At 69.2% G+C, this 13261-nt stretch carries 13 protein-coding genes and 2 tRNA genes; 4 read left to right on the plus strand and 11 right to left on the minus strand.

From position 1 onward, the window contains the following. Position 1 precedes the first annotated feature (1 nt). On the minus strand, positions 2-835 hold the full coding sequence (locus PVK74_RS14820) for an EamA family transporter (RefSeq protein ID WP_187694009.1): 834 nt from the start codon (positions 833-835) through the stop codon (positions 2-4). A 41-nt stretch (positions 836-876) separates the two neighbouring features. On the opposite strand from PVK74_RS14820, the gene PVK74_RS14825 reads away from it, so the two are divergent. Then, positions 877-1500: a helix-turn-helix domain-containing protein gene (locus tag PVK74_RS14825; RefSeq protein WP_064448675.1), complete on the plus strand. Its 624-nt coding sequence runs from the start codon at positions 877-879 to the stop codon at positions 1498-1500. A gap of 23 nt (positions 1501-1523) precedes the next feature. Here PVK74_RS14825 and clpX read toward each other — a convergent pair whose 3' ends face one another. From clpX to PVK74_RS14850, 5 genes are all read right to left on the minus strand, one after another. Next, on the minus strand, positions 1524-2816 hold the full coding sequence (gene clpX / locus PVK74_RS14830; protein ID WP_018786885.1) for an ATP-dependent Clp protease ATP-binding subunit ClpX: 1293 nt from the start codon (positions 2814-2816) through the stop codon (positions 1524-1526). A 226-nt stretch (positions 2817-3042) separates the two neighbouring features. Continuing rightward, complete coding sequence (locus PVK74_RS14835) at positions 3043-3705, minus strand: ATP-dependent Clp protease proteolytic subunit (RefSeq protein WP_013288034.1); 663 nt, start codon at positions 3703-3705, stop codon at positions 3043-3045. A 14-nt stretch (positions 3706-3719) separates the two neighbouring features. Further along, positions 3720-4361 (minus strand): ATP-dependent Clp protease proteolytic subunit, encoded by a 642-nt coding sequence (locus PVK74_RS14840; RefSeq protein WP_018786886.1) that lies wholly within the window; start codon positions 4359-4361, stop codon positions 3720-3722. 175 nt (positions 4362-4536) lie between these two features. Continuing rightward, the gene (tig, locus tag PVK74_RS14845) at positions 4537-5883 is read right to left on the minus strand and encodes a trigger factor (protein ID WP_043328957.1); all 1347 of its coding nucleotides are present in this window, start codon (positions 5881-5883) and stop codon (positions 4537-4539) included. 149 nt (positions 5884-6032) lie between these two features. Continuing rightward, positions 6033-6106, minus strand: a tRNA-Pro gene (locus tag PVK74_RS14850). 254 nt (positions 6107-6360) lie between these two features. On the opposite strand from PVK74_RS14850, the gene PVK74_RS14855 reads away from it, so the two are divergent. Continuing rightward, positions 6361-6431, plus strand: a tRNA-Gly gene (locus PVK74_RS14855). 53 nt (positions 6432-6484) lie between these two features. Here PVK74_RS14855 and PVK74_RS14860 read toward each other — a convergent pair. The 5 genes from PVK74_RS14860 to PVK74_RS14880 all read right to left on the minus strand — a co-directional run bounded on the left by PVK74_RS14860 (position 6485) and on the right by PVK74_RS14880 (position 10594). Continuing rightward, positions 6485-7630, minus strand: a complete 1146-nt coding sequence (locus tag PVK74_RS14860) for a site-specific integrase (RefSeq protein WP_274476620.1) — start codon at positions 7628-7630, stop codon at positions 6485-6487. Beyond that, on the minus strand, positions 7623-7832 hold the full coding sequence (locus PVK74_RS14865) for an excisionase family DNA-binding protein (RefSeq protein WP_260039593.1): 210 nt from the start codon (positions 7830-7832) through the stop codon (positions 7623-7625). Before PVK74_RS14865 ends, PVK74_RS14860 begins: the two co-directional genes overlap by 8 nt. Positions 7833-7897: 65 nt before the next feature. Continuing rightward, positions 7898-9472, minus strand: a complete 1575-nt coding sequence (locus PVK74_RS14870) for a replication initiator (RefSeq protein ID WP_274476621.1) — start codon at positions 9470-9472, stop codon at positions 7898-7900. Then, positions 9462-9668: a hypothetical protein gene (locus PVK74_RS14875; protein WP_274476622.1), complete on the minus strand. Its 207-nt coding sequence runs from the start codon at positions 9666-9668 to the stop codon at positions 9462-9464. Before PVK74_RS14875 ends, PVK74_RS14870 begins: the two co-directional genes overlap by 11 nt. Positions 9669-9754: 86 nt before the next feature. Continuing rightward, positions 9755-10594, minus strand: coding sequence for a helix-turn-helix domain-containing protein (locus tag PVK74_RS14880; RefSeq protein WP_274476623.1), 840 nt, complete (start codon positions 10592-10594; stop codon positions 9755-9757). A 636-nt stretch (positions 10595-11230) separates the two neighbouring features. Here PVK74_RS14880 and PVK74_RS14885 point away from each other — a divergent pair. Both PVK74_RS14885 and PVK74_RS14890 read left to right on the plus strand, forming a co-directional pair. Next, entirely contained in the window at positions 11231-12073 is an 843-nt protein-coding gene (locus PVK74_RS14885; RefSeq protein ID WP_225319686.1) for a sigma-70 RNA polymerase sigma factor region 4 domain-containing protein, read from the plus strand. Next, the gene (locus PVK74_RS14890) at positions 12073-12879 is read left to right on the plus strand and encodes a protein phosphatase 2C domain-containing protein (protein ID WP_274476624.1); all 807 of its coding nucleotides are present in this window, start codon (positions 12073-12075) and stop codon (positions 12877-12879) included. Before PVK74_RS14885 ends, PVK74_RS14890 begins: the two co-directional genes overlap by 1 nt. Positions 12880-13261: the final 382 nt, after the last annotated feature.

Here is a 13261-nt window from a genome sequence, read left to right on the forward strand (position 1 = left end):
CTCAGACGCTGGACAGCACGAGCGCGGCGGCGGCGAACCCGAGTCCGGCCAGTTGCACCGGCCGGAGCCGTTCCCGGTCGACGGCGAGCGCGAGCAGGACGGTGCTCGCCGGGTAGAGCGAGGCGACGGCGGCCACCACGCTCAGGTGGCCGCGTCCGGCGGCGGCGAGGAAGAGCGCGTTCGCTGCCGAGTCGAGCAGGCCGGCGGCCGCGGCCCAGCCGAGCACACGCCGCCCGAGGCGCAGGCGAGTGCCGGTACGCGCGGCGAGCGCGAGGCCGAACGCGACGGAGCTGACGCGTACCGCCAGAACCGGCCACATGCCGGCGCTCTCGTCGGCCTGGCCGAGCAGCGCGAAGAAGACGCCGAAGAGCAGTCCCGCGGCGAGTGCCATGGCCAGGACGCGGCCGGAGACGCGGCGTGCGGCGCCGCGCTCCCCCAGGCTGACCAGCCCGATGGCGACCACGGCGAGCCCGGCGCCGCCCAGCGCCACGGCGCCCGGGGAATGGGCGAGGACCAGGCCGGCGACGATCGGCACGATCGCCGCCGTGATCGCGGTGACCGGCGCGACGACGGCCATGACGCCGGTGGCCAGCGCGCGGTAGAGCAGCATGACGCCGCCCGCGCCCGCCACCCCGGCCAGCAGCCCCCAGCCCAGGTCGAGGGCGCTCGGGGTGCCGGGCACGACGAGTACGAGCACGACCAGCAGCGGAAGGCTGAGCATCTGCGACACGACGGTGACAGCGATGGGGTCGGCCCATCGGGACGCCTTGCCGCCGGAGAAGTCGGCCGTGCCGAAGGCGAGCGCCGAGACGGCGGCGAGGACAATGGGGAGCACCCCGCAGTCGTACCATAATAGTGACCGTGAAGGACAGTGTGATGACCGACGCAAGCGGACGGGTCGGCGCGGTGACCTCAGCGGTCGCCCGGCAGGTACATGAGTTGCGAGCCGCCCGCGGCTGGTCCTTCGAGGAACTGGCCGGCCGGTCCGGCGTCAGCAAGGGCATGCTCGTGCAGATCGAGGGTGCCCGCACCAACCCGAGCATCGGCACGCTCTGCCGGGTCGCCGACGCGTTCGGCGTCAGCATCGCCCGGCTGCTGGAGCCGGCCGAGGAGAGCACGGTACGGGTCAGCGCTGCCGATGACGCGCCGGTGCTGTGGCGCGGCCCGCACGGCGGCCTGGCGCGTCTGCTCAGTGGGCTCGGCGAACCCGACCTGGTCGAGCTGTGGGACTGGCGGATGGAACCCGGAGAGACGTTGCGCTCCCCCGACCACGCCCACGGCACCCGGGAGATCCTGCACGTGCTCGACGGCACCGCGACGGTCACCGTCGACGGCGTCGACCACGAGGTACGCGCCGGCGAGACGGTCGAGTTCCACGCCGACCGGGAGCACGGCTACCGGACAGCCGGCGACGAGCCGGTGCGCCTGATGATGGTGGTGGTCACCCCGTCGGGCGAGTGGGACCGGCGGACCCGTTCACGCGGACCGCGCCCGAGCTGACCCGGGCGCGGTCGCGACGGCGGTCAGGCCGACTTCTCCTCGCGGTCCCGCCGGCGCCGGCCGGTGAACTCGCGGGGCACGATCGTCGGGTTGACGTTCTCCAGCACGACCTCGCGGGTGATCAGCACCCGGGCCGCGTCGGGGTTGCTCGGCACCTCGTACATCACGGAGAGGAGCACCTCTTCCATGATCGCCCGCAGGCCGCGGGCGCCGGTGCCGCGGAGCATGGCCTGATCGGCGATGGCCTCCAGCGCGGGCTGCTCGAACTCCAGCTCGACGCCGTCCAGCTCGAACAGGCGCTGGTACTGCCGGACCAGCGCGTTGCGCGGCTCGGTCAGGATCCGCACCAGCGCGGTGCGGTCGAGGCTGCGCACGTTGGTGATCACCGGAAGCCGGCCGATGAACTCGGGGATCAGCCCGAACTTCAGCATGTCCTCCGGCATGACCTGGCTGAAGATGTCGTCGGTCGACCGCTCGGACACCGACCGGAGCCGGGCGCCGAAGCCGGTGCCGCCGGAGCCGGTGCGGGCCTCGATGATCTGGTCGAGCCCGGCGAACGCGCCACCGCAGATGAACAGCACGTTGGTGGTGTCGATCTGGATGAACTCCTGGTGCGGGTGCTTGCGCCCGCCCTGCGGCGGCACGTTGGCGACAGTGCCTTCGAGCATCTTCAGCAGCGCCTGCTGCACGCCCTCGCCGGAGACGTCACGGGTGATCGAGGGGTTCTCCGACTTGCGGGCGATCTTGTCGACCTCGTCGATGTAGATGATGCCCGTCTCGGCGCGCTTGATGTCGTAGTCGGCGGCCTGGATCAGCTTCAGCAGGATGTTCTCGACGTCCTCGCCGACGTAGCCCGCCTCGGTGAGCGCTGTGGCGTCCGCGATGGCGAACGGGACGTTGAGCATCCGGGCGAGCGTCTGCGCCAGGTGGGTCTTGCCGCAGCCGGTCGGGCCGAGCAGCAGGATGTTGGACTTGGCCAGCTCTACGCCGTCGGTGCCGGAGCCCGGGGCGCCGGCGGCCTCGGCCTGGATCCGCTTGTAGTGGTTGTAGACCGCGACGGCGAGCGCCTTCTTGGCCTGCTCCTGACCCACCACGTAGTTGTCGAGGAACTGGCAGATCTCCATCGGCTTGGGAAGCTCTTCCCACTTCACCTCGCCGGACTCGGCCAGCTCCTCTTCGATGATCTCGTTGCAGAGATCGATGCACTCGTCGCAGATGTAGACGCCAGGGCCCGCGATGAGCTTCTTGACCTGCTTCTGCGACTTGCCGCAGAACGAGCATTTCAGTAGGTCGCCGCCGTCACCGATCCGTGCCACCTACGTTCTCCCTGCACTCATCGGCCGGAACGCCGGCCCTGACCTGCGAGCGCCGGAGCGCCCGTCCGTCCTGTCGTTCCACCATGCTGTCGGCTCCACCGATCCGACCGGCGGAGCGGTACAGACCCGACGTTACCCGGTGGCCGGGTTTTCTCCGACCCCCAAAACCGGTGTGTCAGAGGTCGACCGGGAACGATACCCCGGCCGACCTCCGACCACACGTGGCTCAGCCCGCGGCGTGCGACGCCAGCAGACCCTTCTTGCGGCTGGTCAGGATCGTGTCGACCAGCCCGTACTCCTTGGACTCCTCGGCCGTCATGATCTTGTCACGGTCGATGTCCTTGCGAACCTGCTCGATCGGGCGGTTGCAGTGCCGGGACAGCATGTCCTCCAGCTGCGTCCGCATCCGCAGGATCTCCCGCGCCTGGATCTCGATGTCCGAGCCCTGGCCGTAGCCGCCCTCGGTGGCCGGCTGGTGGATGATGATCCGGGAGTTGGGCAGCGCCATCCGCTTACCCGGGGTGCCCGCGGAGAGCAGCACCGCCGCCGCGCTCGCCGCCTGCCCGAGGCAGACGGTCTGGATGTCCGGGCGGACGTACTGCATGGTGTCGTAGATCGCCGTCATGGCGGTGAAGGAGCCACCGGGCGAGTTGATGTACATGATGATGTCGCGGTCCGGGTCGGTGCCCTCCAGCGTCAGCAGCTGGGCCATCACGTCGTTGGCCGACGCGTCGTCCACCTGCACGCCGAGGAAGATGATCCGGTCCTCGAAGAGCTTGTTGTACGGGTTGGACTCCTTCATCCCGTACGACGTGCGCTCGACGAACGACGGCAGGACGTAGCGGTTGTGCACGGCCGCGAACTGGGGCGGCAGGCTCAGGTCGGTCATCGTCAGCTCCTCGCTCAGCTCAGGGTCCCGGCGCCATCCGGAACCTGCGCGGCCCCGATGATCACCTTGTCGATGAAGCCGTAGTCCATGGCCTCCTGGGCGGTGAACCAACGGTCGCGGTCCGAGTCGGCCTCGATCTGCTCCTGGGACTGGCCGGTGTGGAACGCGACCCGCTCCTGGAACATCCGCTTGGTGTAGAGCATCTGCTCGGCCTGGATCGCGATGTCCGACGCGGTGCCGCCGAGGCCACCCGACGGCTGGTGCATCATGATCCGCGCGTGCGGCAGGGCGTAGCGCTTGCCCTTGGTGCCGGCGCAGAGCAGCAGCTGGCCCATCGAGGCCGCCATGCCCATCGCCACTGTCGAGACGTCGTTGTCGATGTACTGCATGGTGTCGTAGATCGCCATGCCGGAGTAGACCGAGCCACCCGGCGAGTTGATCCAGAGGAAGATGTCGCGGTCCGGGTCCTCCGCGGCGAGCAGCAGGAGCTGCGCGCAGATGCGGTTGGCCACCTGGTCGTTCACCTCGCTGCCCAGGAAGATGATCCGTTCCTTGAGCAACCGGTTGTAGACCGAGTCGTCGAGGTTGCCAATGGAGTCGCCACCGCGGGCCTCGTTCACCCGGAGCGACTTCTTGGGGATGTGCATGTCGGTCATGGCAGCCCTTCGCTCTCCGTACCGTCCTACCCGACACTAACCGCTCAGCCGGGAGGCGTACTCCCGGTCGGGGCACTGTTCGCTCTCAGCGCAGTCACCCGCACGGCGTACCCCGGAAAGGGTTTCGGCCGCCTCCCGGCGCACAGCGCGGGACGGCGGCCGACACCCCCGACGGTCAGTGCTGGTGGTCGTGCTCGGCCTCGTTCTGGGCCCGCAGCGCGTCGAGGGAGACCTCGTTGCCCGCCGAGTCCTTGATCTTGATCTTCTCCATCACCGCGGCGAGCGCCTTGCCCCGGCGGACGTCGCCGAAGACGGCCGCGGCGGCGCCGGAGCGGACCAGCTGGTCGTAGTACTGCTGCGGGGCCATGCCGGCGCGCTGCGCCCGGTGCACGATCTCGTGACCGAACTCGTCGTCGGAGACCTGCACGTCCTCGGCGTCGGCCAGCGTGTCCAGCAGGAGCTGGATCTTGACGCCGTCGGTCGCCGCCTCGGTCAGCTCGGCGTCGATCTGCTCCTCGGTCTTCTCCTCCGCCGCGAGGTACTCCTCCAGGGAGGCGCCGATGCGCTCGAGCTGGTCGACCATCGCGGCCTTGCGGCTCTCGACCTCCTCCTTGACGACGCCCTCGGGCGCCGGCACCTCGGCGGCGGCCACCATCTGCTCCAGGGCCTTGTCGCGCGCGGCGTAGATCTGCTCGACCTGCTTGCCCCGGGTGATCCGCTCCCGCAGGTCGCCGCGCAGCTCGTCGATGGTGTCGAACTCGCTGGCCATCTGCGCGAAGTCGTCGTTGAGCTCGGGGAGCTCCTTCTCCTTGACCGTGCGGACGGTCACCGCCACGTCGGCGTCGCGGCCGGCGTAGTCGCCACCGACGAGCTGCGTGGTGAAGGTGGTGCTGTCGCCGGCGGCCAGGCCGACCAGCGCCTCGTCCAGACCCGGCAGGAGCTGCTTGCTGCCCACCTCGTGCGAGATGTTGCTCGCCGAACCGCCCGGGACCTCCTCGCCGTCGACCGTGGCGTTCAGGTCGATCTGCACGAAGTCGCCCTCCTGGGCGGCCCGCTCGACGGTCTTCAGCGTGGCGAAGCGCTCGCGCAGGCTGTTGATCTGCTCGTCGATCTCGCTGTCGGCGATCTCGATCTCGTCGACGGTCACCTCGATGGTGGCCGGGTCCGGCAGGGTGATCTCCGGCCGGACGTCCACCTCGGCGGTGAAGTTGAGCGAGTCGCCGTCGTTGAACTCCGTGATGTCGACCTCGGGACGGCCCAGCGTCTTCAGGTCGTGCTCCCGGACCGCGGCGAGGATGTTCTGCGGGATGGCCTCCTGGATCGCCTCGTTGAGGACGGTCCCCCGGCCCACCCGCTGGTCGATCACCGCGCTGGGAACCTTGCCCCGGCGGAAGCCGGGAACCTGGACCTGCTGGCCGATCTCCCGGTACGCCTTCTTGAGGCTCGGCTCGAGCTCGACGAACGGCACCTCGATGGCGAGCCGCACGCGCGTCGGGCTCAGAGTCTCGACGGTGCTCTTCACAGGCGTACTCCTTGACGGATCTGGGTGTTGATTCTGGGGCGTGATTGCGCGCATCGAGTGTAGGCGAGCCGGCCGACGGCATCGGCAGGGCCCGGGCACCGCGCGGAAAAAACCGGCGGTTCCCGGGACGATCCGGTCGCGAACGACAGTCGGGGTGGCGGGATTTGAACCCACGGCCCCTCGCTCCCAAAGCGAGTGCGCTACCAAGCTGCGCCACACCCCGTGGCGACGAAGAGTGTATGCCGTCCGGTCCCCCGCGCGGGTGACCGGGGCGCGGCGCGGCGGTCGGCGGGCCGCCGCCGGGCCGCCGCCGCGCCGCCAGTTCGGGGAAGTGGCTGGGTCCGAGGGCCCGGGAAGGCGCCACCTCGCCGAGGTGGTGTGGATCTTGACGGTCCGCGGCGAGCGCGGGGTATGCGCTTCGCGGCGCCAACCCGGATTGGGTACGCTGTCGGCGCGCCCTGCTGTGGTGGGGTGCTCGCGGGCGTAGCTCAATGGCAGAGCTTCAGTCTTCCAAACTGACGGTGCGGGTTCGATTCCCGTCGCCCGCTCAGCGATGGTGGCCCAGGTCAGAGGCAAATTCCGACCTGGGCCGCATCCATACTTATCCCTTGCCCTTGCGGACGTGCCCGCTACGTGCCCGATCACGTTCCTTGGCGATGCTGGCGCTGAGCGCTCCCGCGATGGACTTGTCGCGCTCGGCCGTCGCGTGCTGGTAGATCATCGCGGCCCGGGTCGAGCCGTGTCCCATGCGCGCCATCAGGTCAGCCAGGCTGGCACCAGTGCCAGCGGCGAGGGTGTTGCCGGTGTGGCGCAGATCGTGAAAGTGGAAGCCGGGCAGACCGGCGGCAGCCACCGAGGCGGACCAGCTGGCCGCCTTCTGGAAGTTGGAGCGGCGCAAGGCAGCGCCCTTCGCGCCGGTGAAGACCAGGGCGTCAGCGTCGTCGGCGGTGAAGTCACGCAGGTGACGCCGAAGGTCCGGGCGGATAGCCGCCGGGATGGTGACGGCACGACGGCCAGCAGCCGACTTGGGCGGGCCGAAGATCATGCGTCCATCAGACATCTCGACCAGGGTCGCGCGGACCGTAACGGTCTGGCAGCGCGGGTCGAGGTCACTGCGGCGTAGCGCCGCGAGTTCGCCGTAGCGGAGGCTCGTGAAGGCGGCCAGCAGCACCAAGGCACGGAAGCGTGCGGGTACCCGGCTGGCGATGTCGAGGACCTGGGCGATGGTCGCCACGGGACGCTCGGGCGTGTGGTGCTCGCCCGCTCCCTTGATACGGCAAGGGTTGCGGCGAATCAGCTCATCGTCAACGGCGGTGGAAAGCACCGCGTGCAGCAGTCGGTACGCCTTGGCGGTCATAGTGGCGGTTGCGCCAGCCGCGACAAGTTCGGCGTACCAGGCCCGGACCCGGCCAGGCGTGAGGTCACTGAGCAGAACCGCGCTCAGGGTCGGTTCGATGTACTTACGCGAGAGCCACCGATAGAGGTCGACAGTCCGTGGCCGCAGGTTCGGCCGATGGTCGATCCAGGTGGTCACATACTCCCCCAGCTCGACGCGCCCCCGGTTCGGGTCATGCCAGGTTCCCTTGAGAATGTCGGCTTCCACAGCGGTGAGCCACCGGTCGGCGTCGGTCTTACGGGCGAAGGTGTGTGGTGCTGGCCGGTCGATGCCGTCCGGGCCGGGGTAGCGGGCCTGGTACCGGCCGGACGGGAGTTTGCGGATACGGCCGAAGCGGCGCTTGCTAGCCATAGACGTGTTCTCCCTTCCGGTAGTGCAGGACGGGCCGGATGGCGTCAATGCGGCCTTGACGGATGTAGTCGGTGAGGTCGTCGGGGTGGAACCGGACGTACTTGCCGACTTTGTAGAAGCGGATGCGGCGTTCAGCGACGATGCGGCGTACGAAGCGGACTCCGGTGCCGAGGCGCTGGGCGGCTTGTTCGACGGTGAGCATGTCGACGTTGCGGGGTTCGTTCAGCGCGGTACTCCTTTCGTGATGGCGGTCAGGGTCGTGCAGTTTCAGGCGGCAGCGGTGATCTCCTCTCGTGCGATCTCGTGTCGCTCTCTGGCCATGGCGGCGGCGGTGTTGGCCAGGAGGGCGTCTCCGGTGGTGCGCCAGCCGGAACCGGCGTAGGTGAGCAGGCCGACGATCAGCGTTGTCTCTTGGTCGTCGGGTTGGTCGGCGTGTTCGTGGCCGGTTTCGGTGCGTCGCCAGATGGTGCGGGCGTCGCGCAGGATGCGGAAGGTGACCGAGTAACGGCGGCTCTTGGTGAGGAAGTGGCCGCCGAAGCCGAGCATGTGCGCCCACCGTCGGAGCTGCTGCCAGTCGCCGTGGCCGCCGAGGGTCCAGCAGGCGTCAACAAGCCGTTCCGGATGGGTGCCATGCTCATTCGCGTAGAGGTCGATGACCTCGCCGTCAAGGCGTCGGGAGACGTGCCCGGTGGCCTCGGTGCTCTTGGTGGCGTACTTGGCGAGGTAACCGGCTGCTTTGCCGTCGGTGATCTCACCGTCGGCGGTGATTGCGCGCACGTCGATGCCTTTGCCGGGGTCGCCCCAGGTGATGTGCCAGCCTTCGGGCCGGTTGGGGTGGGGGCGGGTGGTGAAGGCGACGGTGGCGGCAGCGTGTTCGATCGCTGCGACCAGGTCGTCAACGCCGAGGCCGACCGGGGCGACGATGGTGTCCGGGTCGCCGGTGACGCCGTCGAGGCGGACGATGGCGTGGTAGTGCACGACGGCGCGGCGTTGCATTTCCGCGACCTTCCCGAACGATGGTTTCACCGGTGCCACGCGGCGGACCGTGCCGCTGGCGGTGACCTGAACGACCGGCGGGAGGCCGAGTTGCCGGGCGCGGCCGTTGAGGTGGCGGGTGACGGCGATGGTCGTGCGGCGCCACAACTCCGGCGCGGCATGGTTCCACACCACCTGGGCGTCGTAGTCGTAGCAGTCCAGGCACAACGGCTGTCCCAGCCGGGCATCGTCTGCCTCGTGACGTGCCCAGCAGACCGTCTGCTGCCCGTGCTGGCAGGGTCGGGCGGTGGGGTCGGTGGCGCGGCGGGGGTGGCAGGGTTCGGCGCGGCAGTCGCAGCGGCGGCGGCCGGCGCAGGTGTGGCGCTTCACGACCCGGGTGTGCACGGTGCCGAACGACGGCGCGGTGAACGTCGAGAACACCGCCGGATGTCCGGCGACTGTTGCCGGGATGCCTTTGCCGCCCGTGAGCCCGGCGCGCAGGAGTTGGTAGGCGTCGCGTTGGTAGGTGCGGGCGCAGGACGGGCAGACCGCGTGGCGGCGGTTGCCGCACGGCTTGTAGATCTCCCCGTCCGGCAGGTCGGCCGTGGCGGTGGAGGCGAGGAGTTGGCCGGTGGTCCGGTCGATGGTGGCGACCTCACCGGCCAGGCGGATCGGGTGGGAGCAGCCCGCGGCGGCTTTCACGTGGTCGAGCCAGCCGAAGTAGTCGGGGGTGGTGGCCCGGTGGAAGGCGGACTCGTCGCGGCCGGTGAACGAGCCCGCCGAGCCGACGGTGGCGGGGGTGGGCCGGAGCCCCGGACCAGACGGGTGTGCCTGGTCCGGGACAACGGCGATCAGGTCAGCGGCCACGGGTGCGGGCCGCCTTCATCGGGAGGTGGGTGATGTGGCCGGTGGCGAACGGGTTGGGTCCGTCGAAGATCCGGCCGAGCAGGGACGCCACAGCAGCGGGCAGGTCGGCCCGGTGGTGTTCCCACAGGTAGATGTCGCGGACGAGTTGGTAGGTCTTCGGCAGCTCGATCCCGTCACGGGCGGCGAGGATCTTCATGCGGCCGATGAGCTGGACAGGTTCCCAACCCCGGGCAAGCCGGGGTTGACGCCAGCGGTAGCCGGCAGGGGCGGGGATGGTGGTCATTAGGCCACCGCCCGCATGGTCGTGGTGACGGGGATGGCGGTTTCGGTGATGGTGTCGAGGCTGGTCAGGTACAGCCGGGACAGCGGCCCGTTCGGCAGGGCTCGCAGGTGGATGACCGGGGCGAAGGCGGCGGGGCAGCCGTCGATGCCGGTACGCACGATCAGGTCGTCATCGGCCCGCAGGATCGTGGTGGACAGGTGGCCGGGGTAGCGGGCGACCGTGACGCCCTGGTCGACCAGCGGCAGGTAGGTGGCCTCGGCCGCGATGGCGCGGGCCGTGTCGATGGGGTTGGTGGCGGTGTGCGGGTCGCTGACGATGACCCGCACTTGAACGCCCCGGGTGGCCTTGGCGACCAGGAGACGGGGCAGGTTGGGGATGAGGTCGGGTAGCCCGAAGTCGCCCATGATGACGACCTGTCGGTTGGCCTCAGCGAACAGGCGGGGCCACAGGTCGTGCGGGACGGTGGCCCGGCCGGGCCAGCAGGCGGTGAGTTCGTCGGTGCCAGCGATCTTGCTGGTGCGGTTGCCGTGGATGGTGGGCCACAGGTAGGTGACATCCACGTCGAGCAGCCGCGCGGCCTGGTAGGCGGTACGCGGGTGCGGGTGACGATTGGCGTTAAGGATCCACCGTTCGACGGTCTTCGGATCCACACCGAGCTTGGCGGCGAAGTCAGCCGGCGACTCGTTGAGCGAGAGCAGAGTCTCGCGGAGCCGTTCGTTGCAGGGACTGGTAACGGTGCGCAGGGTGGTGGGCCGAAGGTCAGCGAGGGACAGGTGCGAGTGAGCACCAGTCGGCGTGTCGAACGCCGTCACAGGGTGGCGGATCGACGTGGCCGTCATCGGGCCACCGCCAGCGTCTCCGCCTCGACCTGGGTAAGACCGCCCCAGCAGGAACAAGGGAGAGATGAGGCGGGGTCAGCCCCGTAGCCGTGGCACTGGTCGCAGACGCCCCAAACGGTCTGGGTGAAGTCGGAGATGCACTCCGAGGACTGGCAGCCCTGGTGGCCGCACATGATGCAGTAGCCGGCGAAGTTGTGACGCGGCGGTCGGGCAGAGGTGTCCGGTGCCGGGACAGTGGTTGGGTTCGTGGTGAGCACGGACAGGCAGGCCAGCAGAGCAGCCCGATCGAGGACTGCGGGCAGGTTCAGCGCCTTTCCAGGGGCCAGCGTGTCCCGAAGCGTCGCCAACGCAGACAGCAGGCGAGCATCAGACAACGCCGGAGAATGACCCGAGGCGCAGACAGCAGGGTGAACGGTAGGCTGGACAGGCATCGTGATTCCTTTCGCAGAGGGCCGATGCACCTGGCCTCGACGGGCCGCAATCCCGTCGGGGCCTTTTCGTTGCGCTCCCCATATCCCTTGTAAAGGGGGGTTGCACGTCGATGTGTGCTGAGGTTACGCAAGCCCCCTTGCTGGGGTCAAGCCCTGTTCTGCGATATGGTGCGTTGGACGTCTAGCGCACCTTCAGGGGGAGGCCGTGGAGATCGCGCCGCAGGGCTTGGCCGAGATCGAAGACCCGGGAGAACGGGCACGTAAGGCCAGTGACCTCATCGATGAGCACCAGGCGGCCGTCAACGAGCTGTCCCGGCTACGCCGCGAGGCACTTGACGACATGGTGTCTCAGGGCATGACCCAGGCGCAGATCGCTCAGGTGATCGGGATGACCCGCGCCCGGGTAGGCCAGCTCCTGTCGTCCGGCCCTAGGCCAGAACGAGCGATGTTGGGCACGGGTGCGCTGACCGTTGCCGTCGGCGGCAAGTTCGAGGCAGGCAAGAAGGACCCGTACGCGGTTGTCTCGGCGGAAATGCTCGCCGCGTACGAGAAGCTGTCCAACCTCGCCCGAGGACTCGGCTTGAAGACCGAGTACGAGGTGGTCCCGCCGCCGGGCATGGTCGACCTCAACCGCACCAACCTCGTCGTCGTCGGCAGCCCTCGCATCCTGCCTTTCGTCGGCCAGGTGCTCGCCTCTGACGCCAAGCTGGGCTTCGGCAAGGATGACGCGGGTCTGTACCTGGTGAACCACCAGACGGGCGAGGAGTTCCGCTCCCCGTCGGACAGCGGCAAGCCGATCGACTACGGGTACATCGGCCGGCTACCCCGCCCGGACGGACGAGGAACGTTCCTGTATCTCGCCGGTATCCACGCCATGGGCACCCTCGGTGTCGCGCAGTACCTCGAAGACCACCTCGACGAGCTGTACCGCGAGGTCAAGAACCGGCGGTTCTCGCTGCTGGTGTCATGCACCTACGACGCCGCTAAGCGCACGATCAAGAAGGTTGAGGCGCTGACGCCGATCTACCGCAGCGAGGGCGTGGCCTGATGCGCGTCGCAACCGCCACTGAGGCTGGCAACCCGACCTCGCCCAACGAGGATTGGGCCATGGCGAGCGAAAGCCTGATCGTGGTCCTCGACGGCGCTACCGCTCGCACCGGCACCGGCTGCGTCCATGGCATCGCCTGGTACGCCGCCAAGCTCGGTTCCGCCCTCGCCGGACTGGCCGCCGACCGTGACTCCGCGCTGGCGAACGCGCTCATGTACGGCATCCGGTTCACCGCAGACCAGCACCGCGACACCTGCGACCTGAGCCACCCTGGCACCCCGTCGGCGGCCACGGCGATGCTGAGACTCAGAGACACGGCGCTGGAATACCTCGTGCTCGGTGACGTCACAGTCCTCATCGACACCGCAGACGGCATCCAGGTCATCACCGACGACCGGGTGGACAAGACCGCCAGAGCCGAACGCGAAGAAGCCGACCGGCACCCGTTCGGGTCAGCCGAGAAGCAGGCAGCGCTACTGCGGATGAAGCACGCCGAGCTGGCCGCTCGCAACCAACCCGGCGGCTACTGGGTAGCAGCCGCAGACCCGTTCGCCGCTCAGCACGCCATCACCGGAGAGATCCCACTCGACAAGGTGCGGCGGGTCGCGGTGCTCACCGACGGAGCCGCCCGACTGGTCGCCCTGTTTGGGCTCCTGGACTGGCCCGACGTCCTCGATGTCCTGGAGCAGAACGGCCCGACCGAGCTGATCCGCCGAGTACGCGCCATCGAAGGTGCCGACCCGTCCTGCATGAAGTGGGCACGCAACAAGCGCAGCGACGACGCCACCGCCGTCTACGCAGCCTGAGCAGCGCTTTCGCACCCGATCCGGCCGACTGCCCGGCGAATCGGTGAGAACTTTCTGTACGTCTTCAAGGCGGCCCTGAACGGGCCGCACGCGCCGCCGCCTGGGCGCGCGTCCGTCGCTGCGCTGGCGCTCCGACTCCGGCCACGCAACACGCCCGGCGGCTGGCGCGGAAGCGAGAAGCCCAAGAGGCCGCCGCAGAACGACAGACGGTCGACCGGGTAGTGGCGGACCGGCAGCCGGCCGGGTCCGCGCGGTCACGAGCCCGCGCTGCGTAGAGGGAGCACACAGCCCACGTCGGCGAGCTGGCGGCGATCGCGGGGTTGCGGTTACTGCGCCTCCGGCGGGGGCGCTCGGGCTCCGAGATGGTTGCAACCCCGTCGGC

The sequence above is a fragment of the Micromonospora chalcea genome, from assembly GCF_028768405.1.
Taxonomy (GTDB): domain Bacteria; phylum Actinomycetota; class Actinomycetes; order Mycobacteriales; family Micromonosporaceae; genus Micromonospora; species Micromonospora chalcea.

Coding starts and splice junctions, on each gene's coding strand:
- PVK74_RS14875 (WP_274476622.1), bottom strand. CDS start 9,668: ATGAAGATCCTCGCCGCCCGTGACGGGATCGAGCTGCCGAAGACCTAC.
- PVK74_RS14880 (WP_274476623.1), bottom strand. CDS start 10,594: ATGACGGCCACGTCGATCCGCCACCCTGTGACGGCGTTCGACACGCCG.
- PVK74_RS14825 (WP_064448675.1), top strand. CDS start 877: ATGACCGACGCAAGCGGACGGGTCGGCGCGGTGACCTCAGCGGTCGCC.
- PVK74_RS14890 (WP_274476624.1), top strand. CDS start 12,073: ATGCGCGTCGCAACCGCCACTGAGGCTGGCAACCCGACCTCGCCCAAC.
- PVK74_RS14835 (WP_013288034.1), bottom strand. CDS start 3,705: ATGACCGACCTGAGCCTGCCGCCCCAGTTCGCGGCCGTGCACAACCGC.
- PVK74_RS14840 (WP_018786886.1), bottom strand. CDS start 4,361: ATGACCGACATGCACATCCCCAAGAAGTCGCTCCGGGTGAACGAGGCC.
- PVK74_RS14860 (WP_274476620.1), bottom strand. CDS start 7,630: ATGGCTAGCAAGCGCCGCTTCGGCCGTATCCGCAAACTCCCGTCCGGC.
- PVK74_RS14865 (WP_260039593.1), bottom strand. CDS start 7,832: ATGCTCACCGTCGAACAAGCCGCCCAGCGCCTCGGCACCGGAGTCCGC.